Below are 26,399 nucleotides of genomic sequence, written 5' to 3'. Positions count from 1 at the left end.
AAGAACCACTGTCGATTGGAGCGATCCATTAAGGGCCGGCTATGATTTTGGCGAATAACTGTCCTTCAATCCGCCTTCTGTTTAAGCTCCGACAAAAGCTCCGTTACCATAGCGCCCAGCCGGACGCTGATCTCCGCCCGCAGGGCCTCCCGCATGATTCCGAAGCGGTCCTCGTAGCCTCTGCAGATGAAGCGGTAATACAGCACGTTATCCGCCTGCTCGTCGGTGGTCATCCTCAGGTTCCGCTTCTTCATCTCCCGCTGCAGCGCATACAGCTCCCGGCTGATCCGGTTCAGCACCAGCTGGGTGACGGCGGTGTACAGCTTCTTGAAGAGGTGGGAGGACAGGCCGATCTCCTCCAGGCTGCGCTCCACCATAATCTGCATGTTCTTCAGCACCACCGAATCCCGCACAAGGGTGAACTCCTCAGCGGTAGGCCGGGTCCCCGCCGGCTCATGGCGCCGGTCATACTGCTCCTGATGCTCGGTCAACAGCATTTTCGAATTCCACCTTTCATTTCCGTCCAGCCGGCTCATCGGTAATGACCCCCGATCTGCTCCGCCCGCTCCTTGGCTACTCCACTGTCCAGGAAGGAGGAGGCCCGCACAATGGCGGCGCTGCCGTATTGGTCCTTAATGGTGTCCAGCGTCCGCTCCAGACGGTACAGGCGGGTGCGGTCGGCGAACAGCGTCAATTGATCCGTATCATCCGGCGACAGGTCCATGAGCATCACCATGAGCCTGGTCACCGGCAAACCGCCCCAATGCCGCCGGAACAGCGCCAGCACCGCCTCCGCCGTCTCATGGGTCAGCGAGGTGGGCTGGGGCAGTGTCATCTGCCGTTGGAAGCCGCCGCTGCGCTCCCCGTCCGTTTCCACCGCGCCAACCGCAATGACCCGCCCCATCTGCCCATGCTGCCGGGCTCTGCGGCACACCTCCACAACCAGCTCCAGCAGCACCACCTCGATATCCTCGCGGTTCTTATACAGGCTGGCCCGCAGTGCCTTGCCGTGGCTGATGCCCTTCAGCGGCTTGCGGATGCTGGGCACCACAGGGCTCGGATCGATGCCCCGGGCCGTCTGCCAATAATACTCCGCCTGGATGTCGCTTTGTTTGCCCATTTCGCTGCGCAGCCGGCGTTTGAAGTCCGCCAGCTCCAACCGGGCGATATCCCCGATCAAAGGAAGGCCCATCCTCATAAAATGCCGTGTCATCCGGGAGGCGGTCATAAACATATGGTGGACCGGCAGGGGCCACAGCGCCTCCTCCAGATTGGCGGCATCCAGCCGGAACAGCCCTTCGGGGTTGCGCTTGGCGAAGTTGTCCGTGGCCATCTTGGCCAGGATCTTCGTCGGGCCGATGCCCACCCGGCACCACACGCCTGTAGACAGCAGGATGCGGGTTTGAATCTCCCGGGCCAAGGACTCGGCGGAGCCGAACAGGGCCAAGGAGCCCGTTACGTCGAGAAACTGCTCGTCGATGGAATACGGCTCCACCTGATCCGTGTAGCATTCGAAAATCCCGGTGAGCAATAGGGATACCTGGATGTACCGGTGCATCCGGGGACGGATCACCACCAGCTCCGGGCATTTGCTCCGGGCCTGGTTGATCCGCTCCGCCGTGGTCACCCCCTTCTTCTTGGCGACAGGACATGCGGCCAGAATAATCCCTGACGGGCGCTCGGGATCGCCGATGGCTACCGGGCAGCCGGCCAGCTCGGGCCTTCCCGTCTTTTCCACGCTGGCATAGAAGGATTGGGCGTCAATGAGGAATATGGTGCGGTCTTCTGCTGCTTGCTGCACAATGATGTTCGCCTCCCCAATTTCCGCAATGCGGCTTCTGCTTCGGATAGAGAATATATGTTCTTATTATATACACGAACGCACATTCGTGTGCAAGAGGAAAATGAAGCCATGAAAAAAAGCAGCCCGCGGCAGGCTGCTTCCAGTCTAATTCTGTAAGATTCCCCGCTCGAGGGCCAGGGCTACCGCCTGCGGCCGGGAATCCACCCCCAGCTTGTTGTAAATGCTGGTCAGATGGGCCTTGACCGTCCGTTCGGCAATCCCCAGCTCATAGGCGATTTCCTTGCTTTTAAACCCCCGGGCCACACATTGAAGAATGTAAGTTTCCCGCTCGCTGAGGGGTCCCGCGCCGGACGCGGCGGGTTTGGCCGCCTCCTGCTGCTGCATCCGGGCATTCATGACACGCTCCATAATATCCGCCGACAGCAGCGTTTCGCCGCGTACTGCCGATTCGATATTCCGGAACAGATTTTCACGGCCGGTATCCTTCAGCAGGTACCCTTTGGCCCCCAGCGCCAAACCCTTGATCATCAGCTCATCCTCGTTGTAGGTGGTGAGGATAATGACCGGGGTGGGGTTATTCCTCCGTTTCAGCTCCTCCATCGCCTGCAGGCCGGACATCACCGGCATGTTCAGATCCATCAGGATCACATCCGGGTTAACAGCTTCCACCAGGTCCAGGGCCTGCTGGCCATTCTCCGCCTCACCGGCAATCCGGAACTGCTCCCCCGTTTCCAAAATCAGCTTCAAGCCTTCCCTGACCACCAAATGGTCATCCACAATCATTATATTGTACTGGCTCATGGTTTCTCACTTTCATCCAATGGTATGGTGACCTGCATCGCCGTTCCTTTTCCTGTGCTGGACACCGTCATGTCCCCGCCCATCAGCCTGGCCCGCTCCCGTATGCCCAGAAGACCGTAGTGGCCTGCGTCCTTGCCGATATCCGCCGCCTGAAAGCCTTTGCCGTTGTCCGTAATTTCTATCTGCAGCACACCGTTCCGGTCGGACAGCCCAAGCCGGACCTCACTGGCCCTGGCATGCCGGGCGATATTGGTGAAGCCCTCCCTCACCATATGCAGGCTGTGCTCCATCACAAGTCCGGATATTGGCCGTGTGAGCTTCACCTCCGCTTCGACCGGAATTCCGGTAGCCTCACGGAAATGGCGCACTTCCTCCGCCACCGCTTCCCGAAAATCCAGATCGGGGCCGGATTTGCGCCGCAGGTCATCAATCGCTCTCCGCGCTTCGGCCAAGGTCCGCCGCGCCTGCTGCTGGGCTTGTCTGACAATCCCCTGGGCCCGCTCCCCGTTCCCCTGGGTCATGTGGGCATCCGCAGCCTCCAGCTGCATGATCATCCCCGCCACTCCCTGCGCCAGCGTGTCGTGGAGATCCCGGGCCATCCGCTGCCGCTCATTGGACAAGGTCAGCTCCTCCACCTTGGAATGGGCCTCCTCGAGCTCATGCAGGAAGCTCTGGATGCGCAGCCGCTCCTGGACCTGGCGGAAGAATAAGATCCCGTACGCAATGACGATAATCAGCATCAACGCAAAAAGCGGTAAAAACACGATCAGCTCACCTGTATCATGGATGGTCAAGGCCGCATCAAAAAACAGGAAAAGGCTGATGACGGAAACAAACAGAATACGCTTGAGCCGGAAGGAAAAGCCCAGACTCTGGGCAATCATCACCGGAAGGAGCCCGATGAGCACCACCTGGTAGCCTCCCGGCATCAGAATGGCGCACAGATAGATCAGCACAGCCTGGATAGAAAAATAAAACCAGTATTGTTTTGCGGTGACCCGGTATACATTCCAATGCAGCAAAACATGAACCGTAAACAAGCCGGTAAACACACAAGCCTGCAAGATCAGGGGTTCATTCAGAAATTGCAGGATCACCGTCCCCACATAAACCATGGATACCCAAATCAATATCGGAAGTCTGGTGGCGAACAGGTCGTGGATGGTGTCCAGGCCCGGAGTTTTTTTATTCAAAGGATCGTCCCTCCTTCTCCCATTATAAGGCCCTTCCTCCTCTCGGGAAAAGAGCTTGCCGGAATTCCCTTCGGAAGGGGCCGGCCCCCCACGAAAACAGCCGCTCCCTATAGAGCGGCTGTCCCACAATATCTGCAGCGGTTCTTACCATCCTGCTTAATAAGCCGTCCAACCGCCGTCTGCTGCAAGAATCGCACCGTTGACAAACTTGGAATCCTCCGAGGCCAAAAACAGGGCCACCGCTGCAATGTTCATGGGGTCCGTCGGCTCCGACCGCTGGGTGCCGTAGCTTTCCTGGAAGATCTGCAGCCCCGCCATATCCGGATCGGTAATGGCGATGTTGGTTTTGACCGCCCCGGGAGCAATGGCATTGCAGCGGATGCCGGATTTGGCGTACATGAAGCCGACGTTTTTGGTCAAACCCGCCAGTCCGTGTTTGGAGGAGGTGTATGCCACTCCGCCCTTGCCGCCGGTGATGCTTGCCGATGAGCCCACATTAATAATGACGCCGCTTTTTTGGGCCAGCATAAGAGGGATGGCCTTGCGGATGGCGCGCATGGGACCGGTCAGGTTTACGGCCAGGACCTTTTCCCACAGCTCATCCTCCACCGACTCAATCATCCGGAAGCCGTCCATGATGCCCGCATTATTGACGAGAATATCTACACTCCCGAAGGTTTGGACCGCTGTATCGATCATCCGGGCGATATCCTCTTCCTTGGTCACATCCGCTACCACGCCCTCCGCCTTCCCTCCGGCATTCCGGATACCGTCCACTACAGCGGAGATCTTCTCCATATTCAGATCCGCCACCACCACCTTGGCGCCCTGCGCCGCAAACAATTCCGCAATGGCCCTGCCCATACCTGAAGCGGCCCCTGTAACCACCGCTGTTTTATGCTCCAATTTCATCCTTGATCCCTCCGATTTGTCCGAAAATCGTAAGCTCCCTTTCCCAGACCTTCCACTCTTAACCTACCCCAATCATTGACTTTTGATTGCAGGGCGGGGACAAGGGTCAGATGTACGATCAGGGCAACGAACAGCACTCCGAAGGCCAGCGCCAGTCCCATGGACTTGACGATGGTATCCTCATCGAAGATGAAGCTGGCAAACACGGGGATCATAATGAGACCCGCAACCGGAACAGGCAGCGGATATTGGGTTAGCCATCTGTCCTATCCCTCCGTATGTGTAAATCTGCTTATCTGCTATCCATCATAACCTGCGGCTTCAGATGGGATAACGTCCGGAAGGGCATGCCCTTTTGGGCAAAAGGGGCAAAAGGGCAAATAAAAAACCCGCGCCGGAAGCCAAGGCTTCGATGCGGGTGTTCGGGTTAGGCGGTTTTGAAATAAGCAACGGAATCGTTCAGGACCTTCACCACGGCCATCAGTTCCTCGGAGGAGGCCGCGATGTTCTCCATCATGGCCAGCTGCTCCTCAGTTGCAGCCGCCACACCCTGGGACTTCATCAGGATATGGCCGGAGCCGGTAACAGCGGTTTCCATGGTAGCGGATATTTCCTCGGAGCTGGCCGACATCTCTTGGGCAATGGCGGAGGTTTCGTGGATTTGCTCCACCATTTCCTGGACGGACTGCAGAATGGTCTGGAAGCTGGCGCTAACCTCCTGCATCATCCGGGAGCCTGCTCCCGCTTCATCCTTGGTGGTGCCCATGGCGTGGGAGACACGTCCGATCTCCTGGCGGGTTTCCTGAATCAGCCCGTTGATGCCGTCGGCAGATTCAATGGACTGGCTGGCCAGCTTGCGGATTTCGTTGGCGACGACGCTGAACCCTCTTCCGTGCTCCCCGGCCCGTGCAGCTTCAATGGAAGCATTCAGGGATAGCAGATTGGTCTGGTTGGCGAAGGTGGTGATGCTGTCGGCAATCTCGCCGATCTGATCGGACTTGCGGGACAAGGCCAGCACGCTGTCCGACAGTTGGTTTACTGCCCCCAGGATATTGCCGATCTGCAGCTGAAGCTGCTCCAAGAGCTGGGTACCGGTTTGGGCATGATGCGAGGTCAGGGAGGATTGCTCGGCCATGACGCTGGCATTTTCGGCCACCCGCTGGATGCCTACGGACATTTCCTCCACAACCTTGCTGGTTTCCACACTGCTTCTGGTTTGTGTCTCCACATCCTCTGTCATTTCCTGGATGTTGGCAGCGACATGCTCCGCAGCGGCGGCGGATTCCTTAGAGGAGCTGGACAATTCAGTGGACGCGTCCTGCACAAACTGGGTGTTGGTAGCAATAACGCCGATAAGCTCCTTCATCTTGACCGCCATCACGTCGACCGATTGGTTGATCTGTCCCAGCTCGTCGCGGGCATACCGGCTTCTCGCTTCATGGCGGAGATCCCCTGCCGCTACATTCCGGGTGACGGCGGCAATTCTGCGGATGGTGGTCATGATGTGCCGGATTACACCCAGGCCCGCCACCAGCAGAATAACCACGATAATCCCGACGCAGATATAGACCATACGGGCCATCTCTTCATTACTTGTACGGATGGTGTTTATACTGGTGTGGGCATAATCGTCGAGAATTTCACCTATTTCATTCAGCCGTCCCCGGCCTTCCTCGAAGACCGCCATATGTTTGGCGTCATTGATAGCCCCGCTTTGGAGCCGGGCGGATTGAGCCACGCTCCTTGCCGTTTGTGCCCATTGATCAAATTGGGTATGAAAACCGGCCAAATTTTGCTCCACGGACTGGTTGGTGCTGCTGTGGCTCTCACCCAGAAGGTTATGACTGGTCATAATTTCGGTTGCCTGCTTGATCCGGTCATTGGTCTGGTCAATATTCTCCTGCAGCGCATCCAGCTCCCGGGTGCGTTCGTCGGCGCTTAATGCGCCGGAGACCAGAAGCTGATAGGCGGTTAGGGCCTGATACATATCCCGGTCGGCATTCAGCACCAGCGAGGTGCTTTTATTGGTTACCTCATAAAGCGAGGTGGACAGGCTGCCGGTATCGTTTTTGTTCTGATTCAGCAGGTAAACGCTGGTGAGCACGTACATAAGCGAGGGAATCAGAAGAAGCAGAATCAGTCGGACTCTAATGGAAAGCAATTTTGTCATGGTCATCAGGCCTCCACATACAATTACGGTGCCTGAAATATATCGGAAGAACGATTCCAATATATTAGGGCCGATCTGCACTCCCTTTTCTTCCCATACAGTCCTTTCCATTTATGCTTGCTAACAGGGGTGATGGCAGTCCCCAGATACAATACTGGCCCCAGCCGCTGCCGCTTCCCCATACGGACATTTAGCCAGGTTAGCTACTGCCTCGGGACCCAGCCGTTCCTCCAACTGCTGCTTGTACAGACTGGCAGGCGCTGCCACATGTTGGCCGTGATTTTCCCAATAGGCGTCCCGGCGGGGGCGGGGATCATACGCATTCGGCAGCAGCGGAGGCACCTTGGGTCCGACATGGCCGATCACATAATTCTGGGCGGTAGGCGGCTGCTGGCTGGTCAGCTTGCCTTCCGTGTTCCAGTTTACATAATTGGCCCCGGACCAGCCATGCCCGCTCCCCAGCCAACCCCGGTCCCGGATGGAAACGGGCGCCTTCACATGATCGAATAACCCTCCCACAGACCACCGGTGATGGGGCTCGCTGGTGTTGTAATCCCGGAAGGACTCACTTTCCAACACCACGTTAGGACCCGCCACAGCGCTGTCGTAAATGAAGGCATGCCGGGCGGTCTCCGCATAAATCCGCTGGATTAGGTGCTGCTGGCCCTGCACATAGATGCTGTACCGCCGCCCGCCGGTCACAATGCTGACCATGTCGGATACAAAGCAGTCCTGAACCGTAATCCACTTGCTGAACCGCCCCAGCTGCACCAGCGCATACGACAGGTGGAAACCTGCCAAATCCCGGGCCCAGCCATTCTTGACACTGTTGAACACCACAAACCGTTCGGCATGCTCCTCATCCGCATAATACGGGTAGGTCCGCCCGTTATCCATCACCGTGCTGAGAACTGCAGGGTCATAATCCGAAACCACCCGCATATTCTCCACACCTGCCTGCTCTATCCGTTCCCCGTCTGTATATTTGTACAGCCGTCCGCCGCCCCATTTGCGCTCAATAGCATTGGCAATGGGCACATCCACGGTAATGATGCAGCCGTTAACAGCCGTAATCACCCGGTCAAAATCCAGATCAAAGGGCTCCCACTGCCTGGTGGAGGAGCCGTCGGTTCCGGGCCGCATGTAGATGGCATCCATGCCGATTTCGTGAAGCCAGCGTTCATTGCCCACCCGCCGCACCAGCACCGTATCCCCCGCCTTATATTGGGAAGCGTCGGCCACCCGGAAGGTCCGGGCTCCGCAGGGAACGTACAGGTCCGTAATGTCCTGCTCTGTACCGGGAAGAATGGCCGGTCCCGCTCCCGAACCGATCTCCAGCACATTCCGGCGGACCGCTCCGGTTGCCCGCAGCACCGTGCCTTCGGCATGGCTTCCCTCGCCGCGGAGCACCACACCTCCGGTATGCACCAGCAGTGTACCGGCAATGTCATAGAAGCCCTTCCGAAGCAGCACGGCGCCCCGGAGCCCCATGGCATCAGCCGGCAGCTGCGATACCGCGTCAATAGCCGCCTGGATGCGGGCCGTAGCGTCTCCCGGAGCCGGCTCCACCACAGCCATAGTCTGCACATCAGGCAGCTGGACGCCGCCTCCCCGGTAACCGGCGCCGGAGAAATCCAGGATCCGGTTGCCCCGGTAATCCGGAACGCAGCGCAGCTTCCCTTGTTGGTTCATAAAGGCAATCCGGCTTTGACCGGGTGGCATATCTTCTTCGTCCATTACTGTGAAATAATAGGAATCATTATAAGTTTGTCCTGCCTCTGTGGTTAGAGTCAGGCGAAGCTCGTATGCCCCCTTCTCCCCTGCACGGGTATGCCCCGGAAGCTGGAGCTTGCGCCGCTCCATGGAAGGAACGGAGCAGGGGATGGTGTTTATGCCTGCAGGGGTGCCTTCCCACAGCAGCGTGACGGAAGCCATGATATTGACCAATGGTTCAATAACGATGTTTGGCAGGGAATCACCGGGAGCCAACACAGCAGGCTGGCCGATGTCCATGTCCATTACCGGATGCTCCAGCGAGGTATGGCAGATCAACCATGGCTTGCGGAACTCCCCGGGGTCTTGGACTATGATCCATAAATCGGGGGTGCGGAGCTTGCCGCCCTCCGGCTTCTCCGCCTCGGCATAGAGCCGGGCCGCACCGGCGCGGAGGGCCAGCACCTGCCCGTCCTTGCTTATGCACACCGCATCCGAGCAGATGACAAACACAACCCCTCCCGGGTCCAGCGTGACCTCCTCTCCCCCGGTTAACCTGCCTCTCATTTGCAAAAATCCGGCATCTCCCAATGTCATCTCCATGGAGGCATTGGCCGGTAATTCCCGGCCCTGCCCGTCCGTCAGGTAAATCGCCTCCACACCGGCCAGTTCCGGCGGTGCGGGCAGCTGTATGGGGCTGCTCTCCGGCTGCTCCTCTTTTCCCTCTCTATGCTGCATAGTGCTCACTCCTTCCTTTTTCAAGCCAACTTTCGGAATGGATAGGTACTCTGGTGATGAAGAGACTGGTTGAGGCGGCATCCATAACGGAAGAGGACTTCCGATATCGACACTGCATGTCCGATAGGGGCTGCGTACCGGTATGGACACTGCATGTCGGATAGGGCCGCTGCGTAGCCGAAGGGTAATGGCAATAGCGGAAACGAATTTCCGCTATATGTTGCCTGACCGGACGAGCAAGGGCTATAACGGAAGCAATCTTCCGCTATAGCCCTGTCCGGTCCTCATTACCCGGGCGCTAAACCCCAATAGCGGAAAAGTGCTTCCGCTATTCCGCCTGCCCGCCATCCTGCAGGTACAATAACGGAAAGTAAGCTTCCGTTATCCAGAAATCGTATTGCCCCTGAGGGCCTTCGGTGAATTTCACCGGCTCTCGGTGTGGCGATAACGCAGCATAGGTTGCTGTTAGGCTGCTGAATTGGCATTCCCGGTGGCTTGATAAGGGAAGCTTCCTTTCCCCTATTAGTCTGAGAAGGCCTAGCGGGGGCAGATAACGGAAGCCAGCCCTCCTCTATTTCCAGATAAACCGGAGGGAAAGGCGGCAAAAAGCAGCAATAGCGGAAATTCCCCTTCCCTTATCGCAGCTTTTCCCCGCCTGACCCCCGAATAAGGGAAAGTTCCCTTCTGCTACCCTCAAATAACATGGTCCGAGCCGCAGGCTGGATGTGTTAGGGAAGCCTCGTAATCGGCAAAGCCGGTTTGAGGAGCCTCTCTGACAGAAGGTGCGGCGGGAACCGGCAGCGGAACATCAGGCGGCACTTCAAGCCCGCCCGGATGACGCTTAGAAGCGCTTCTCCTCCACACCGTACCGGCGGGCTGCGCTGGCATAAAGCCAATCATGGGCTACAGCCGCCGCTTCCGCCTCTTCCAGCCAGCCAGCTGCAACACGCTCCGCCAAAAATTCCGTCAACGCCCGTTTGACAAGCCAGATTTTGCCGTAAGTCCACTCGATGCAGCGGGAATCGGAGGCCACCAGCGAGGACTTCAAGGTTGGCAGCGCCTCCAGCCGATACTGCATCACCTGCTTATATGTGGAGGTCCGGAAGTTGAACCACCACATGCCACCCGTATGGACATGGGGATAGGTCCAGGCTGCCTGCACCACATCCAGATTGTTCAGCTCCGAAGCCACCACCAGCTCGAAGGGGCTATCGTAGCGGTCGAACAATCCCGCCAGCTTCAGAATCCGCCGGGGATCATTCACAGGCAGGGGCTGGCTGCACCAGCTCCGCTCCACCCCTGCAAACAGCTGGACCAGCAGCTCATGCCGGTATGCTGTACCGCAAATGGCATGGAGCATCACCGCCACCAATTCATCCCGGTTTGCCCCTTCCAGCGGGTACTCCTTGCCGGTGGCGGCTTCAAATCCCGGCAATGTGGTCATAATGCCCGGGCAGCCCATCTTCCGGTAGCCGCTGAGCAGTGACTCCAGCTCACCGGCTATCCGCTCGTATGTCGCGCTCCGGTTCGCGCTGCGCAGCAGCTCATTCACCCAACAGGACAGCCGGCCGTCGATTCTCGGGAGCAGCAGGGCGTCCTCCCGCATCCCCTCGAACCGGGCATGCTCCGGGTGGTTTACCACGTACCGGCGGACACCGGTACGGTCTGCTACCTGCTGGGCCCAGCCCGGCTTGAGGGAGCATTCCCGCACCACCGCATCGGCCTCCAGCACCGAGGCCGCATCATCTGTCAGTGCGATGCCGTACAAATCCCGGAGCATAACGGTGAGGGCCTTGTTCATCATCGTGTGCCGGGAAGCCCGATGAGCTTCAATAAAGGCTTCTGCCCGCGCCTCCACCGGCAATTCCTCCGCATGGGCGGGATAACCGGCCGCCTGCAGCTCCCGGAACAGCCAGAAATAATGGGCCAACTCCCAAAAGTCCGCAGCGCCAAGCCGGTCTCCCACCAGATGGGTGTGGGTGTCCAGCACCTCCATAGGCTCCAGGCGGGCAGCCAATCTCTCCAGCAAACTCCCCATTAGCGCCATATCCAGTCCCTCCCGCTATGCCATCCGTTGTGAAAGTCATCGTATGATCGCTAACCATCCGAGCTCCATCCGTCATGCCATCCGCCATCCATCAGGATTTAATCGAACCCACCATCATCCCTTTAATGAAATGCTTCTGCAGGAACGGGTACACCAGCATAATGGGAAGGGTCGCAATGACGATAACCGCCATTTTCAGCCCCTCGGGGGAAATGGTTTGAAGCAGCTCGGAGGCAATATCCGCCGAGCCCATATTGTCCGTAATGACAATTTCCCGCAGCCGCACCTGAAGCGGAATCAGAGAGCGTTTGTTGATGTAATAAATGGCTTGCGAGTACATATTCCAGTTGCCCACCGCATACATGATGCCCATAGTGGCCATAACCGGCTTGGACAGCGGCAGCACAATGCTCCAGATCATCCGGGTTTCCCCGCAGCCGTCAATCCGGGCGGAATCCAGCAGCTCGCCAGGCAGATTCACGAAGAAGGAGCGCATTACGAACAGGTTATAGGCGCTGATCGCCCCCGGAATCATCAGCACCCACAGGGTGTTCAGCATATGGAGATTTTTCAGCAGCAGATAGTTGGGAATCAGCGGTGCATGGAAAATCATCGTCAACAGCACCAGCACCAGTGCAGGCTTGCGGTACAGATACTCCGGCCGGGACAAGGGATATGCTAAACTTGCTGTGGCCGCCAGATTGATCAGCGTGCCGAACAGAGTAATCACCACACTGTTGCGAAAGGACACCCACATGGTTTTGTCCTTCAGGACCATGTGATAGTTTTCCCAGGTGAAGCCGCTGGGCCAGATGCCGACGCTGCCGCTGTTGATGGCCGCCGCATCGCTGAAGGATTGGGCAATAACGTGCAGAATGGGAAGCACCATGGTCAAGCCGATGATGGTGAGAAATACCGCATTGCAGATTTGAAAAATACGTTGGCCTTTGGTCGTAATCATGTTGTTTTCTCTCCTCTCTTAGTACAGGCTTTCCCCGGTGGTCCGTTTGCTCAGAGCGTTGCCGGTTCCGATCAAGAGAAGACCGACAAGGGATTTGAACAAGCCGATGGCCGTGGTATAGCTGTACTGGCGGTCAATCAAACCTGCCCGGTATACGTAGGTGTCCAGAATTTCGCCGTTTTGGCTGTTCAGCGGATTCAGGAATACAAACACACGCTCGAAGCCAAAATCCATAAACCGGCCGATATGCAGCAGGAACAGAATCACGATGGTGGGGACAATGGCGGGAATCGTAATGGACATCACCTGGCGGAACCGCCCTGCGCCGTCAATCTCTGCCGCTTCGTACAGGTCCGGGTTAATCCCGGCAATGGCAGCCAAATAAATAATCGTTCCCCAGCCGCTGTCCTTCCAGATGCCCGAGCTGATGAGAATGGTGCGGATGTAGCTGTTTTCTCCCAGGAAATAAATCGGCTCCATATTGAACCAGCCCAGAATGTGGTTCACCACGCCGGTGGACGGCGACAGCAGCCCGATCAGAATGCCGCCGACGATAACCCAGGACAGGAAGTGGGGCATATACACCACCGTCTGCACCACCCGCTTGAAGCCGGTGGAGCGGATCTCCGACAGCAGCAGCGCCAGCACGATGGGGACGGGAAACGCGATTACCAGATCATAGAAACCCAGCAGCAGCGTGTTCTTCAAAATATTCATAAACTCCGGATACGCGAACATCCGCTGGAAATGCTCCAGACCTACCCAGGGGCTGTTGGTAATCCCCTTAAAAATATTGTAGTTCTGGAAGGCGATCATGGAGCCACCCATGGGGATGTACTTGAAAATCAGAAAGTACACCAAACCCGGAATGGATATCAGATACAACGCCATATGTTTCTTGATAAACCCCCATTTGGCGCGTGAACTGGCGAACCGGTATACCGGTTGTCCGGCTGTCTCTGTTTTGGAAGCCATGCCTTTCTCTCCTCTCAAAATCTCATAATGATTGTCCTCTTTATCATAAGGCCGGAGGTTTCAGGCATCCATGTGATTCCTTCCGGGGCAGATGTGTTTTTTTATGATGCAAAAAAGGCAGCGCCTCTGCGCTGCCTTCCGGGAAGCGGCAATTTACTGCCGCCGCTCCAAAACCATCTGCTTCACACATACGACAGGCTGCTCCGCTTCTGCCTCAACAGCATGCAGCCGCATCAGAAACTCGCCGCCGGCGGGAAGCGTCACCTGCCCCAAAAGAAGGGCTTCAAACCGGGCCCAGCCCCCCGTTGACCGCACCGGGCCACCCGTCAAGGCGGCAAACGGCCTGCCGGAGCCCCGCTCCTCAATAGACAAGGCAAAACCGCCGGAAAACGCCATGTCTGCGCTGTACACAACCGACACGGTGTAGGTCCCCCCCTCCAGCGTGCGGAAAACCCATCCGGCTTCATCCTCCGGATGCCGCCAGTTGATCAGATTGTCATGGTCCTTTTTCCCCGTGTCATAACGGAGAAACGGCCCGATAATCTCCGCATCGAAGGCGCCGAACACCGCCGGATGTGCCCCGGGCTGGAGCAGACGCACCGGATTGGCGTCCGGCTCACCAATCAGCTCCACCGCCACCACCGGCAGCAGGGCCTCCGCAGGACGGGAAGGCAGCAGGATGGAGATATCATCCGAACCAAGGCGGGTTACCGTCAGCTCCGCCCGTCCGGGATCGGACAAAACATAAGCATGGCAGACCCGGTTGCGGAGCCCGGGCACAATCAGCCTGCCGTCCTCCGGCCAGTCGAACATATACAGATACAGGGTGCTCCCTTTTCGGGTACAGCGCCCCCAAGCAGGTTTACCGATGGGACTTGCCACGGTTCCGTACACCGCCTCGCCATTTTGCTCCATCCACCCGCCGATTTCCTCCAGGAGCTTAATGGACATAGGATCGAAAGCGCCGTTGCCCATGGGTCCCACATTAATCACAAAATTGCCGTTTTGGCTAAGCACATCCGCCATTTGCCGGAGCACCTCATCAGCCGTTTTCCAATTGGTATCCATCACCTTGTAGCCCCAGGAATCATTCAGGGTATTGATGGATTCCCAATCCTCCCGGGGCACACGGACATACGGCTGGTTATCCGAGGTGTTGCCGTAGTCGCCGAAGGGCTCCCGCCACACTCTGCGGTTCACCAGACAATCCGGCTGGACCTCCCGGACCTGCCGCACGAAAGCCGCACCCTGCTCCTCCGTCAGCTTGTGGCCGCAGTCAAACCACATCAGGCCGATATCTCCATATTTTTCCAAAATCTCCTTGACCTGAGGCAGAGCAAAGGACTGCAGATAATGCTCATACCGGCTGCGTTTGTCCTCATCTCCGATCCAATCCTCTACCTCGTCATAAGCCCCGATATTGCCTGGGTAATCCCAGGTATTCCCTTGGGAATCCGGGTGATACCAGTCCATGGCATGGGAGTAATAGACGCATAGCTTCACGTCCTCCTCCCGGCAGGCCTCCGCCAGCTCCGCCAGCGGGTCTCTTCCGAAAGGGGTGCGGCGGGTAATCTTGTAATCGGACAGCGCCGTGTCGTACATGGAGAAGCCCTCATGATGCTTAGCGGTGAAAATCAGGTACTTCAGCCCGGCCCGTTTGGCCAGGGCGGCCCATTCTGCCGCGTCAAACCGCTCCGCCGTCAGCTCCTCCGCCAGCTTCCCGTATTCACCAACCGGAATGCGGGCCCGCAGCATCAGATGCTCCGCGTAGGTAGCTTTGATCTCCTCCCCCTTCCAGATGCCTCCCGGAATGGAATAGAGGCCCCAATGGATAAACAAACCTACCCGCGCCTCCCGCCACCAGGCCATTCTGGCATCATGCCCGGCTCCGGAAACCGCCGTACCCCCGGCGGCCTCCGAATGTCCTTCATTGTCCATCAAATCCTCTTTGTGCTCCAAGATCCTTCCTCCCGTCTTTATCCCCGTTTTGGGGCATACCCGTGGCGGGCATGATCATAATCATCTTGGTTCCTATGTCCAGCTCGCTTTCAATCCGCAGTCCGTATGCCTCACCGAAGACCATCTGGATCCGCCGGTGCACATTCAGTATGCCGATGCCGCCGACGCCCTCCTTGCCCGCATCATCACGGTCCGCCAGCCGGTTGGCCCCCAGCTGCTCCCGGAGCTCCCGGAGCTTCTCCTCCCCGATACCTACGCCGTTATCCTCCACGCTGACCCAGAATATGCCGTTTTCCTCCCCTGCATCAATCCGGATAGTATGGTAATCCTCCACCCCGTCGGGGAAGGCATGATGGAAGGCATTTTCCACCAGCGGCTGCATGGTCAGGCGGACCATACTCCGCAGGAGATAATCCGGATGAATTGCCACATCCGCCTCGAACTCCCGCCCGATCCGGTGCTGGAGCACCACCAGATAATGCAGCACATGCTTCAGCTCATTGGCTACCGTAATTTCCTCCACATTCACCTGGACGGAATACCGCAGCATATAGGACATGGCCTTAACGATCTCGAAAATTTCCTTGGAATTGCGGATGGCGGCATAACAGACAATCGTCTCCAGCGTGTTATACAAAAAATGGGGATTGATCTGCAGCTGCAAGGATTGCAGCTCCGCCTTCTGCCGCTCCATGCGGCTTTCCTGATCGCGAAGCTCCGCTTCATATACCTCCCGGACCAGCTCCGACAGCCGGTTAACCATTAGGTTGTAGCGGCTCATCAGCTCTACAATTTCATCCCGGTAGTCCGGCAGGGGAATAGTGGCCCAATTGCCCTTTTCCGTCTGCTGCATCGCCTTTTTGAGCATCCGGATAGGACCGGTAATGGCTTTGGTATAGCTGTAGGCCAGCCACAAAGCCAGAATCAGTGTGAAGCAGCCCACCACAATGGCCGTCCAACGGATGACGTCCACTGGACTGCGGGCCTCCTCCAGAGACGTGGAGACCACAAGGCGCCAATTGCCGTAAGCGGAATGCCGGCTCATATACATCCGGGCGTCCTTGCCCTTCCCGGACATAAACACCTTTTCCCCGGCCTCCAGCACCTGATGGCGCACCGGCTCCGGCAGGCTTTGGCCGATCAGCCCCGCATCCGGATGATACACATAGTTTCCGCCTTCATCCGTAATGAAAAAATAACCGTTGCGGCCCAGGTCAATGCCCTTCCACAGACTGGACAGCTCGGCGGCCCGCAGCTCAATAGCCAGAATGCCCTGGGGCTCGGAGGAGGCCAACCCTCGGATCCGGCGGACCAGAGTCAGCATCTGGTTTTGCTGGTCCTCCAGAATACTATGGTTCAGCACGTTCAGATTGCCGCCCTTATCCGTGGCGTTTTTATAGAATTCCAGCTGTTTGGCAACCTGCTCACCGTTGAAGGACTCCCCGTTATTCCCGTTAAAAAAATACAGGGCATTGCCGCTGAAGCTGAGGAGCGTTATGGCGGAGATTTCGGGATTGCGGACAAAGGCGGGGTCAATGCTGAGCTCCCGGATATTCTTGCGCAGCTCGTAGAAGGGATAACCGTTCTCCCCGGCCGGCAGATCGATGAAACGCTTCACGTTATTGCTGTTCAAAAAAGAAACCATGGACCGCTCATAGGAGCGGATATATAAATCCGTGTGATGCACCGCATTGCCCACAATCTGGGAGAGCTGTCTTTCCACCAATTGGGACAGCTGCCCGGAGGAGGCCCGGTACGTGAAGATGCCCACACCGCCCAGGGAAAGCAGAATCACCACCAGATACGAGAGGAACAGCTTCTGGTACAGGCTTAGATTTCTCATTTGATCCCCAGGGAGGCCCTGTATTCGGATGGGGATTGGCCGTATATTTTCTTGAAGGTTTTGGTGAAATGGGGATAATCGTCATATCCCACCTCCGCGGCGATATCCACCGTCCTCATATGGGGCACCGCCAATAGCTCCCGCGCCTTTTCCATTCTCCGGTGGATACGGTAGCTGATGAAGGTTTCGTTGGTGATTTTTTTGAAAAGAGCGCTGAAATAGGTGGGTGTAATCCCTACCATATCCGCTACCTCCTTCAGGGAGATCTCCAGGGACAAGTGGCTGTCGATGTAAGCCTTGGCCTCCTCCATGGGGTCCTTGAAATTGCCCCGTCTTTGGGCCAGAAGCCCCGTCATGCAAGCCTTCAAGCGGTCCTCCAGCTCCGTAAAAAACTCCTGCCGGGAATGGCCGCCCAGAGGGGCAGCCAACCCGGAGGGCACAGGCCGGCTCTTCTCCCGGAAGTTGCGCTCCAACTGGGCAAGCACGTCCTCCAGCAGCTCCTTCAACTGCTGGACAGACAGCCCGGCGCCGTGCTCCCTCCACTCCTCCGCCAGCCTGCCGATCTCCTCCTCCTGCAGGGACCAGACCGCCTCCTCCAGCCGTCCGATCCAGCCCAGATAACGGGAAGCCGGAATAAAACCGGGGGCGCCAGAATGGACCAGCTTGTCCAGCACCTCATGGAGATCGGGGGGCGTAACCGGTTTCAGGAGATAATGCTTGACTCCGTAATCCATACATTTCTGGGCATAATCGAAATCGCTGTAGCCCGAAATGACAATTTTCATAATATGGGGATAACGCTCATGAACCTGTCTGCACAGCTCCAGCCCGTCCATACGGGGCATGCGGATATCCGTCAGGAGAATATCCGGCTCGGACTCCTCAATCTTCGCCAGGGCCTCCAGCCCGTTGCCGGCCGTATCCGCCGACTCCAGCCGCCGCGGGTAATCCAGCGCCATCTTCTTCAATCCGTTCCGGATGACCGGCTCATCATCTACAACCAGCAGTCTCATATGCCACAGCCGCCACCTTTCGTTCCACTCTTGTTGTTCCGTGCTACTCTCGAGTGTACATGGTACAGGCGCAATGGGCAATTGCCTTAAAGCCGCCCTACTCCATCATAAGCCGGCGTTAGAGCCGTTTACATGGGGAAAACCGGGGGCGGCTTGTGTTTTTTTATGATTCGCCTCTGCGGGTTAGAGATGGGCTATTCCTCAGCAATGGGAATCACCTGGTTCCAGGTCCGGGCAGCCTGGCGGAAGCCCCCCGGACCGTCGGCAACCGCTGCGAACAGATGGGTGGGACGCCCATCCTGAAACAGAATGAAGGGGCGCTCCAGACTTCCCATAGTCTGCTCCGTGCCGTCATCCCAGCGGATGGTGCGGGAATAGGACTTGGGCGATGCGGACAGCTGCCATTGCAGCCCATCCGGAGACACAGCGTGGATCCCCCCGTGTTTTTCACCGCACAGGCTGCCCTCCATATCCTTGGCGATAAGCTCATAACCCTGACCGGTAAACCGGATAAACGGGTCCTCAATATGGAATTCCGGCGGAAACACGGGTTCCTCCGAGAGCACCCGATACGGCCCATTATAATGGTCCGCACAAGCAACGCCGATGGTCATCTTCCCATGGGCCACCCCCTCATAACGCCTAGCCTTGTAGATTAGCAGCACGGAGCCGTCTTCGCGGATACACGGCGCCGGGTTGGAGGTGAGGAAGCTGTCAAAGCGTCCGGGACGGACCGGCAGAATCGGCGCGTCCATCCGCTCCCAGGGCCCGGACACGCTTTTGGATACGGCGATGCCTACCCGCTTGTTGGCTCTGGCCACAATGACACGGGGGTCCTCCAGCGTCAGCTCCTCCCCGGGCAGGGGCTCCGCCAGAGGATGGGTGGTGCCCATATAATAGAGGATATATGTGTCCCCATGTTTGACGATGTGGGGATTATGGGTGGAGCGCCCGTCCCAGTATTCCGCTCCCCGGGACTGCAGCACCACCTCCTCCATCACATAAGGCCCTTCGGGCCGGTCAGCGGAAGCGCGGACAATCTCCGAGCCGATGAGCCAGCCGGGATGCATGGGCAGCCACTTGGGCCAGCGGGAGGCAAACAGATGAAACCGGCCATCCTCTCCCCGGACCGCAGATCCGCACCATACCCAATAATCCTCCAGATGGAAGCCCCCGTTCCGGGGAGCGGGCAGCAGGCGCCCGGACAGATTGTTCAACAAAGCGCCCTTCATGCTTCTGCCTCCTTCCGGTTAAAAGCAGTCTGCGGAGCTGCCCCCATCTCCGCCGCTACAAGTGTATACACTCCGCCGGCCTCCGCCGCAAAACAGAGCATGTCCCCTTCATACCTTGAGGCGATGGGGCTGCCGCCTTGGTCAAGTACCCGTAAGGACTGCACAGATACAACCCGGCACTCTCCGGCGCACCCGGCCCGGATCACGGCCTGCTGGAGACGAGCTTGCCTCCATTCCATATCTACCGTATAAGCCCCCCGGGCCCGCAGGCCGGTAATCCGCCCTCCCTGCCAAGCGGTCGGCAGTGCCGGAAGCAGCTCCAGGACACCGCTGTGGGACTGGAGCAGCATCTCGGCCACAGCTGCGGTGCCGCCGAAGTTCCCGTCAATCTGGAACGGGGGATGGCAGTCCAGCAGATTGGGATAGGTGGAGGTGCCCAGCAGCTTGCGGAAGTGCCGGTAGGCTTCACCGCCGTCTCCCATCCGGGCCTGGAATCCGATAATCCAGGCCCGGCTCCAGCCGGTATGGCCTCCCCCTGCCGCAAGCCGCCCTTCGATGGTTTTCCGTGCGGCCTCCACCAGCTCCGGGGTTTGGCGCTTATCCAGGAGCTCGCCCGGATACAAGCCGAACAGCTGGGAGATATGCCGGTGGCCCGGCTCCGCCTCCTCATAATCCTCCAGCCACTCCATAATCTGGCCGCGCCGTCCGATCTTCGGACCCGGTATACGTGCCAAGGCCTCCTCCAGCCTGGGCGTCAGGCCGACCTCCATCTGAAGCGCCTTCTCCGCCTCCATACAGGCGACGTACAGGGTGCGGACAATCTGCAGATCCATGGACGGGCCCATACACAGGGTTCCTTTGACCCCATCCTCTAGAAGAAATGAATTCTCCGGGGAGACGGACGGGCCTGTAACCAGCCGCCCCTCCTGATCCTCCACCATATAATCCAACAGGAACTCTGCCGCTTCCTTCATGATCGGATAAGCCCGCTCCGCGAGGAAGACCAGGTCCAGCCCGAAGCGGTAATGCTCCCACAGATGCAGGCAAAGCCATGCCGCCCCCATGGGCCAGATGGAGCAGGTGACCCGGATGCCCTCCACCATGGTATCGCCCCACAGATTCGTGTTGTGGTGGGCTACGAAGCCCCGGCAGCCATAAACGGTCTCCGCCGTTTTCCTTCCGGCCGGGAGCATCCGCTCGATGAGACGGAACAGCGGCTCATGGCAATCTGCCAGCCCGCAGGTTTCCGCAGGCCAATAATTCATCTGCGTATTCACGTTGATGGTATATTTGGACTCCCAGGGCGGAGTGAAGCTGTCATTCCAGATGCCCTGCAGGTTGGCGGCCTGGCTGCCGGGACGGGAGCAGGAGATGAGCAGATAACGCCCGTACTGGAAAAAAAGCTCATCCAGCCCGTTATCCTCCACCCCGCTTGCGGCCAAGGCCAATCTCCGGCCGGTAGGCAGCTGCTCGGGCCGTTCCTCCGTTTCTCCTTGAGGCGCTGCGCCCTTCACCGCTAAACTGCTGTCCTCCAGCCGCAGGGTCACACGTCCGAACTTCTCCCGGTATTCCGCCACATGCTCCTCCCGCACCCGGGTATATCCCTTGTCCGCCGCCTCCGCAACCCGCGCCAGACATACCTCCGCCGGATCAGCCGAACAGAAGGTAGACTCTGCGGCAATATACAGGGTAACCGCCCGGGCCTTCTCTATAGAGATGCAATCAGCTACAACCCTTGCCCGGCCGCCTTCCGGCACTGCCTTCACGGCACAGGCGAAGGAGATGCCGTCCTTCCCTCCGTCCCCGGTCATCAGGATGGTATCAACCCCTGCGGCAGCGGAGCCGCCGTCGTAGGGCCTGCGCATGAGATTGGCGCTGAAGGTCATGCCCTGCGGGCTTTCATCCGTCAGCCGGACCACCATCACCTGCCCTGCCGCGCTGGCAAAATACTCCCGGCAGTGCAGGTGTCCGCCTGAGCGGAAACGGATGGAGGACACCGCTGTTTCCAGATCCAGCTCCCGTTGATATTCCCTGTCCGCTTGGGGACCGGGCTCCAGGAACCAAAGCAGCAGCTCGCCCAAGGGCACATAAGGCTTCATATATTTGGGTGCGGACATCATGGCCATCCGGGCCAGATGCTCCGCCTCCCGCTGGCGGCCCTCCATGAGGAGCCGGCGGATTTCCCCTACCTGCTCCAGCGCAGCGGGACTGTCCGCCTCCAGCGGCCCCCCGTACCAGAGGGTATCCTCATTGAGCTGGATTTTATCCTGAAAAGGCGAACCGAACACCATTCCCCCCAGCCGCCCGTTGCCGATGGGCAGCGCCTCCTCCCACGAGGAGGCCGGTTTGTCGTACCACAGCCGCAGCCGTTTGTTAACCATTGTTTCCATTCCCATCTTCCTCCCTCCAGTTACTCCCAGTCTCCCGGGGGCAGCAGAAACAGTCGCTCCCCCTTCTCCATAGCCAGGGTCATACGTTCCCCGGCGACTTCCCCATCCCTGGCCATCCGTCCGCAGCGACACACCACTGCCCCCGCATTCCCCCAGGGATTAACCATCGTCAGCGTTCCGCCCTGCTCGCTGTCAATGACCGCATATTCCACTTCGCCGCCAGCCAGGCTGGCGCTGATGATAAACGCCCCCTCCGCCCGCAGACGGCAGAAGCTTGCCGGCCGGTCCTTGGGCCATGCGGGAAACAGGCGAACAACCCCGCCCCTGCTCTGCAAGAGCATCTCCTGCAGCGCCACGGGGACGGCGGATGCATCCTCGATCCCTCCGCCGCCATGATGCAGGGACAGATTGGGCAAGCCACTGGCCTCGCATTCCAGCCGCAGCCGCTCCAGCAGCACCTCCGGCTTATAACCCACCCGGGCGGCGGCGGCATAATAGGTGGGGAATGCGTTGAAATCGCTCCAGCGCTGCATCTCGTCAATGGTGTCCCAAGCGGTGGCCAACAGCTCCGGTTCGCTGTCCAGCCCGATCATCCCGGCCGGATACACATGCTGGACCGCCAGGGAATTCCGGTCGTTCCAGTCCATACCCTCCTCCGTCAGACGGAACACCCTGCGGCCGTTGCATTCCATAACCGGGTAAGGGATCAGATTCTCCAGAATACGCTTCCATGTACCGCGTTTCTCCTTGTCCATGTCCAGTTCTACGCTAAGCTCCAGCAGCGCCTCCAGGAGCATCCGGACGAAGCCCAGAGACAGGATGGGGTTCTTTTTGTCCATGGAGCGTTCGTGTATATCATCATTATAAATTACGTAACGGCCGTCTTCATGAACCAAATAGTCCTCCCAGAAGGCCGCCGCCTCGCTCAGATACGGGTATACCTTACGGGCATAATCCAGGTCCCGGGTATACCGGATATGCATCAACAGATTGACGGCGGCGAAGGAGGCATTGGACTTCTGGCCGTGGAAGAACATAGAGCAGATCAGCCCCTCCGGCCCCAGCTCCACCGGCATATAGATGCCCCGGCAGCCCAGCTTTTCCCGGGCGAAGATTTTTCCCCAAGGGAGAAAATCCAGCAGAGGCTGGCAGTAGTCCTCAGCCAATGCAATCCGGTTGCCGGCGTAGAGTCCCCAGTACGGGGCTTCGTAGTTATAATTCATGGTGTAGGACCCGGTCCAGCCGGGACGGTCCGTGGTGATCCAGTGGCCGAACAGCCCCGGCTGGTTCTTCCCGCCTCTCATGCAGGAGCCGAGAATGTAATAGGAGCCGTAATAGAACTTTTCCAGTACGGGGTCCCCGATCCGGACAGCCGATGCCGCCCAGTAGTCCCTCCACCAGCGGCGGTGGGATTCCTTTAGCTCCGCCAGAGCCCGCTTCTGCGTTGTATGGGCCAGCACCAGACGCCGGGCCTCATCATCATAATCCGGTATTCCCCGGCTGCTGACCACCGCCGTTACCACCGTCACCCGCTCCCCCGCGTGCAGCCGTACTGCCGCCTCCACATTCTGGAAGCGCCACCGGTACACCGGTTCGCCGCCGGCCAGCCCAACAGCCGCCGCTACCCGCCGTGTCTGCGGGAGATTGCCGGGGGTGGAGGCATAACGGAACCACATCAACTCGGGTTCTGCTCCGTTATCGTAGCTGAACACCTCATCCGTATCCTTTTCCCCGGCATGCAGGCGCACCGTCAGATTCAGCTCGCCCCTGAGACATTCCACCTCTGTAACCAGAAGATTGGCCTCCGCCGCCGTCCAGGAGCATAATGCGGCTTCAGTCCGATCCGAGGAGAAGCTGCCCCGCACCTCGGCATGCAGAATATCCTGCTCCTGGCGGTACTCCGCCCCCTCCAGCTCCGGCATCAGCAGGGCTACCTGGCCTACGGTGATGATCCGCGCCCCGGTTCTTCTGCCGTTGTCCGCTAACAGCCGCTCCTCCCGCTGCTTCTTGGTTTCGCCCAGCCAGGGCAGGACCCAAAAGTCGCTTTTCCCGATGTAAAAGGTCTGCTCCTCCGCCCCGCCGCCAATGGCCACGCCCATATCGCCATTGCCCAATAATGGAGCATCCGTCCACTTGGGTGTGGGAATACGCTCCGGGGGCCGGGTGAAGATGCCGGTGCGGGCCTCCCAATCCTTTTCCCGGATGGTCACCTCCGCCTCCCGGCCGATTCTCTCCAGCATCCGTTCCAGCTTATCCATGTTGATGCCTCCCTGCCTGACCTGTTGATTCGCTGTCCAACCGGATCTCCAGACGCAGCGGAGCCTCTCCTACCGCCACCTTGGAGACCACACCCTTCGCACCCAGAGTATATCCGGGCACAGCCGCAGCTGTTGGAGGAAGATGGAGCTCTATTTGTTGCCCTCCCTGACGGGAGCGCAGCTCCAGCTCCATCCGTCCTGCCTCCGTATCCCAGGATAACGAACATTCCACACCGCCCCGGGCCAGGAGAGGTCCTGCCTTGCCCCTGCGCCACCGGGATGGCAGCGCCGGAAGAATATGCAGCTCTCCCGGTTTGGAGAACAGCAGCATCTCATGCACGGCGGAGGACCAGCCCATATTGGCGTCCAGCTGCACCGGGGCCCATTCCATATCCACGCCAATGCCCATTCCCCGCCAATCGTTATGAAGGGTGAACAGGTTGGGCAGCACACAGGAGCGGCTCAGAATGTCCAGACATTCCAGCGCTTCGTCCCCTTGGCCCATCCGTGCGTAATTGTTGGCCATATGGGCCAAGGACCAGCCGGACTGCTCCTTCAGCCCAAGCACCAGGCGCTTTTCCACCGCCTTCACAAAACCTCCGAATAGCTCCGGCTGTCCGCTGCGGGCGACCTCGGTACCCGGGAAAACCGGATACAAGTGGGACTGGTGCCGGTGGTGGTAATTATCCAGGAAGCCGGGATGCATCCACTCCCTGACCGCTCCGTCCTCATTCAGCTGATAAGGGGGAATCCGCTCCAGAAACGCCCTCCAGCGGGGAAGCTCCTCCCCGTAACATCCGGCTGCGGCAGCCCCCTCCGCCAGGTTGGTGAACAGCTCCCGGGCGATGGCAAAATCCATAGTGGCATTGACGGTGGTTTCCATGGAATGGCCGGGCCCCTGCCAATAGTTGCCGGGTGTGTTCTCCGGCGAGTTGGAGGGTGCGCTGACCCAATACCCGTCCTCTCCCAAAGTGAAAAAATCCTCATAAAAAAGCGCCGCCTCCCGCATAAAGGGCAATGCGCGGTTCCGCAGAAATTCCATGTCCCCCGTATGCAGGTAATAGTCGTAATAATGCTGGCTGATCCAGCCCGCTCCCCCTGTCCAGTGAAGGATATGGGGATGCTTGTGCTTCAGCAGCCCGGAGCCGGGAGCGGTGGGGGCGGGAATGTAGATTCCCCTGCAGCCAAACAGCTGTCTGGCGTTGATCCGGAAATCCTCCAGCAGCTCCTCCATATAGCCGAATACGGCCAAAAGAAGCTCCGGCATATTCCCGGACAAGGCCTGCCAATACATCATCTGCAGATTTTCGTTGACCATATGAAAAGCCCACAGTCCGTCATATTCCCCGCACCACAGGCCATACAGATGACAGGGCTGGCCCTCCGCCCGGGTGGCGGACACCAGCAGGTAACGGCCGAAGGCCCACATTTTCTCCATGAGAGCGTCAGGCGCCTGCCCCCGGTATGCCTGCATCAACAGCTGTTCGGCGGACAGTTCTCTGCCTTCCGCGTTCAGATCAAACTCCATGGCATGAAACAACCGCCCGTGCTCGTTCTTATGGGGGACAAGCAGTTCCTCATAGGACTCCGGCAGCCGGTCCAGCTCCTCCGCAAGCTTCCCCCACATCTCCTCCCGTCCGCCGGAAGCAAACAGCTTGACCAGAATCAGCACGGAATCCGCTTCTTCCATAACCAACCCATCCGCTGCCGGCCTGATGCTCCCGCTGCGGCAGACCACCTTGGCCACCGCGCCGAAATCGCCGCCCTCCGGCTTCTGCGCCGCATAGAACAGCCGGTTATCTGTTATCTGCAGCTCCTCGGCAACGGGCCAAGCGGCAACGGGCTTGCGGAAGTCCTGCCGGTCATGGAGCTGGAGGCGGATCTGTGCGGTGATGGAAGCCGGCCCTGCCCGGTTAAGCTCGTAAACAATGGCATCCGCTGTCCGAGACACAAACAGCCTGCGCGCATAACGGGTCTGCCCGTCTGTCCAGTCAACGGATATTTCGCCGGTGTCCATATGGAGCCGGCGGCTGTAATCCTGAAACGCGGCGGATTGGGGCATAAACAGCTTCAAATCTCCCACGGGAAGAGGCGCGGACATTCTCGGCTCGTACCCCTCCTCTGCCAGGGCGTCGGCCAGCACCCGGTCCGCTCTGCAGGTTTCCCCGGCGAGAAGCAGCCTCCGGGTTTCGTCAAGCTTGGCACTAACATCCGGCAGCGGCGGGGTCCGGCCGTTCCACCACAGCTCCCCGTGGTTCAGCAGCACCGTTTCCTCATGGACACCGCCGTATACGGAAGCCCCAATCCTGCCGTTGCCTGCGGGAAGGGCATCCCGCCAGCGGCCCCGCCACCAGGACGCCGGATAGTTCATGATTATGGTATTCTTCACC

At 58.7% G+C, this 26,399-nt stretch carries 18 protein-coding genes; all 18 read right to left on the bottom strand.

Translation table 11 applies throughout. The features are described from left to right. Positions 1-65: 65 nt before the first annotated feature. The 18 genes from ACI1P1_RS25220 to ACI1P1_RS25135 all read right to left on the bottom strand — a co-directional run bounded on the left by ACI1P1_RS25220 (position 66) and on the right by ACI1P1_RS25135 (position 26,398). Positions 66-497 carry a hypothetical protein gene (locus tag ACI1P1_RS25220; RefSeq protein ID WP_416219256.1) on the bottom strand — a complete coding sequence of 144 codons (432 nt, stop codon included), beginning with the start codon at positions 495-497 and terminating at the stop codon, positions 66-68. Positions 498-532: 35 nt separating this feature from the next. Then, positions 533-1,801: a DNA polymerase IV gene (locus ACI1P1_RS25215; RefSeq protein ID WP_416219255.1), complete on the bottom strand. Its 1,269-nt coding sequence runs from the start codon at positions 1,799-1,801 to the stop codon at positions 533-535. A 147-nt stretch (positions 1,802-1,948) separates the two neighbouring features. After that, positions 1,949-2,605, bottom strand: a complete 657-nt coding sequence (locus ACI1P1_RS25210) for a response regulator (protein WP_416219254.1) — start codon at positions 2,603-2,605, stop codon at positions 1,949-1,951. Continuing rightward, positions 2,602-3,798, bottom strand: a complete 1,197-nt coding sequence (locus tag ACI1P1_RS25205; RefSeq protein WP_416219253.1) for a sensor histidine kinase — start codon at positions 3,796-3,798, stop codon at positions 2,602-2,604. Before ACI1P1_RS25205 ends, ACI1P1_RS25210 begins: the two co-directional genes overlap by 4 nt. Before the next feature lie 156 nt (positions 3,799-3,954). Continuing rightward, positions 3,955-4,710, bottom strand: coding sequence for an SDR family oxidoreductase (locus tag ACI1P1_RS25200; RefSeq protein ID WP_416219252.1), 756 nt, complete (start codon positions 4,708-4,710; stop codon positions 3,955-3,957). After that, positions 4,707-4,928 carry an MMPL family transporter gene (locus ACI1P1_RS25195; RefSeq protein ID WP_416219323.1) on the bottom strand — a complete coding sequence of 74 codons (222 nt, stop codon included), beginning with the start codon at positions 4,926-4,928 and terminating at the stop codon, positions 4,707-4,709. Before ACI1P1_RS25195 ends, ACI1P1_RS25200 begins: the two co-directional genes overlap by 4 nt. Positions 4,929-5,137: 209 nt before the next feature. Beyond that, complete coding sequence (locus ACI1P1_RS25190; RefSeq protein WP_416219251.1) at positions 5,138-6,880, bottom strand: methyl-accepting chemotaxis protein; 1,743 nt, start codon at positions 6,878-6,880, stop codon at positions 5,138-5,140. Positions 6,881-7,000: 120 nt separating this feature from the next. Continuing rightward, complete coding sequence (locus ACI1P1_RS25185) at positions 7,001-9,331, bottom strand: hypothetical protein (protein ID WP_416219250.1); 2,331 nt, start codon at positions 9,329-9,331, stop codon at positions 7,001-7,003. An 841-nt stretch (positions 9,332-10,172) separates the two neighbouring features. Continuing rightward, positions 10,173-11,378: a glucuronate isomerase gene (locus ACI1P1_RS25180; protein ID WP_416219249.1), complete on the bottom strand. Its 1,206-nt coding sequence runs from the start codon at positions 11,376-11,378 to the stop codon at positions 10,173-10,175. Positions 11,379-11,469: 91 nt separating this feature from the next. Next, positions 11,470-12,339, bottom strand: coding sequence for a carbohydrate ABC transporter permease (locus ACI1P1_RS25175; protein ID WP_416219248.1), 870 nt, complete (start codon positions 12,337-12,339; stop codon positions 11,470-11,472). Positions 12,340-12,357: 18 nt separating this feature from the next. After that, the gene (locus ACI1P1_RS25170) at positions 12,358-13,314 is read right to left on the bottom strand and encodes an ABC transporter permease (RefSeq protein WP_416219247.1); all 957 of its coding nucleotides are present in this window, start codon (positions 13,312-13,314) and stop codon (positions 12,358-12,360) included. Between the two features lie 153 nt (positions 13,315-13,467). Beyond that, positions 13,468-15,273, bottom strand: coding sequence for an alpha-L-fucosidase (locus ACI1P1_RS25165; RefSeq protein WP_416219246.1), 1,806 nt, complete (start codon positions 15,271-15,273; stop codon positions 13,468-13,470). Continuing rightward, on the bottom strand, positions 15,242-17,116 hold the full coding sequence (locus ACI1P1_RS25160) for a cache domain-containing sensor histidine kinase (protein WP_416219244.1): 1,875 nt from the start codon (positions 17,114-17,116) through the stop codon (positions 15,242-15,244). Before ACI1P1_RS25160 ends, ACI1P1_RS25165 begins: the two co-directional genes overlap by 32 nt. Continuing rightward, the gene (locus tag ACI1P1_RS25155) at positions 17,113-18,129 is read right to left on the bottom strand and encodes a response regulator (RefSeq protein WP_416219243.1); all 1,017 of its coding nucleotides are present in this window, start codon (positions 18,127-18,129) and stop codon (positions 17,113-17,115) included. The genes ACI1P1_RS25160 and ACI1P1_RS25155 overlap by 4 nt, the downstream gene beginning before the upstream one ends. A 194-nt stretch (positions 18,130-18,323) precedes the next feature. Beyond that, on the bottom strand, positions 18,324-19,361 hold the full coding sequence (locus ACI1P1_RS25150) for a glycoside hydrolase family protein (RefSeq protein ID WP_416219242.1): 1,038 nt from the start codon (positions 19,359-19,361) through the stop codon (positions 18,324-18,326). Then, a complete protein-coding gene (locus tag ACI1P1_RS25145) occupies positions 19,358-21,751 on the bottom strand; it encodes a glycoside hydrolase family 95 protein (RefSeq protein ID WP_416219240.1) in 2,394 nt (797 codons plus the stop codon). Before ACI1P1_RS25145 ends, ACI1P1_RS25150 begins: the two co-directional genes overlap by 4 nt. 20 nt (positions 21,752-21,771) lie before the next feature. Further along, entirely contained in the window at positions 21,772-24,009 is a 2,238-nt protein-coding gene (locus tag ACI1P1_RS25140) for a glycosyl hydrolase family 95 catalytic domain-containing protein (RefSeq protein ID WP_416219239.1), read from the bottom strand. After that, positions 24,002-26,398: a glycosyl hydrolase family 95 catalytic domain-containing protein gene (locus tag ACI1P1_RS25135; RefSeq protein WP_416219237.1), complete on the bottom strand. Its 2,397-nt coding sequence runs from the start codon at positions 26,396-26,398 to the stop codon at positions 24,002-24,004. Before ACI1P1_RS25135 ends, ACI1P1_RS25140 begins: the two co-directional genes overlap by 8 nt. Between the last annotated feature and the right edge of the window lies 1 nt (position 26,399).

It is taken from the genome of Paenibacillus mesotrionivorans (genome assembly GCF_046098205.1).
Lineage (GTDB): Bacteria > Bacillota > Bacilli > Paenibacillales > NBRC-103111 > Paenibacillus_AR > Paenibacillus_AR mesotrionivorans.
The sequence above is the reverse complement of the archived record's forward strand: the minus strand, read 5'-3'. Positions and strand labels throughout refer to the sequence as shown.

Excerpts from the sequence above, each read along its gene's own strand:
- ACI1P1_RS25220 (WP_416219256.1), bottom strand. The coding sequence starts at position 497 with ATGCTGTTGACCGAGCATCAGGAGCAGTATGACCGGCGCCATGAGCCG.
- ACI1P1_RS25210 (WP_416219254.1), bottom strand. The coding sequence starts at position 2,605 with ATGAGCCAGTACAATATAATGATTGTGGATGACCATTTGGTGGTCAGG.
- ACI1P1_RS25200 (WP_416219252.1), bottom strand. The coding sequence starts at position 4,710 with ATGAAATTGGAGCATAAAACAGCGGTGGTTACAGGGGCCGCTTCAGGT.
- ACI1P1_RS25190 (WP_416219251.1), bottom strand. The coding sequence starts at position 6,880 with ATGACAAAATTGCTTTCCATTAGAGTCCGACTGATTCTGCTTCTTCTG.
- ACI1P1_RS25185 (WP_416219250.1), bottom strand. The coding sequence starts at position 9,331 with ATGCAGCATAGAGAGGGAAAAGAGGAGCAGCCGGAGAGCAGCCCCATA.
- ACI1P1_RS25180 (WP_416219249.1), bottom strand. The coding sequence starts at position 11,378 with ATGGCGCTAATGGGGAGTTTGCTGGAGAGATTGGCTGCCCGCCTGGAG.
- ACI1P1_RS25175 (WP_416219248.1), bottom strand. The coding sequence starts at position 12,339 with ATGATTACGACCAAAGGCCAACGTATTTTTCAAATCTGCAATGCGGTA.
- ACI1P1_RS25170 (WP_416219247.1), bottom strand. The coding sequence starts at position 13,314 with ATGGCTTCCAAAACAGAGACAGCCGGACAACCGGTATACCGGTTCGCC.
- ACI1P1_RS25160 (WP_416219244.1), bottom strand. The coding sequence starts at position 17,116 with ATGAGAAATCTAAGCCTGTACCAGAAGCTGTTCCTCTCGTATCTGGTG.
- ACI1P1_RS25155 (WP_416219243.1), bottom strand. The coding sequence starts at position 18,129 with ATGAGACTGCTGGTTGTAGATGATGAGCCGGTCATCCGGAACGGATTG.
- ACI1P1_RS25150 (WP_416219242.1), bottom strand. The coding sequence starts at position 19,361 with ATGAAGGGCGCTTTGTTGAACAATCTGTCCGGGCGCCTGCTGCCCGCT.
- ACI1P1_RS25145 (WP_416219240.1), bottom strand. The coding sequence starts at position 21,751 with ATGGAAACAATGGTTAACAAACGGCTGCGGCTGTGGTACGACAAACCG.
- ACI1P1_RS25140 (WP_416219239.1), bottom strand. The coding sequence starts at position 24,009 with ATGGATAAGCTGGAACGGATGCTGGAGAGAATCGGCCGGGAGGCGGAG.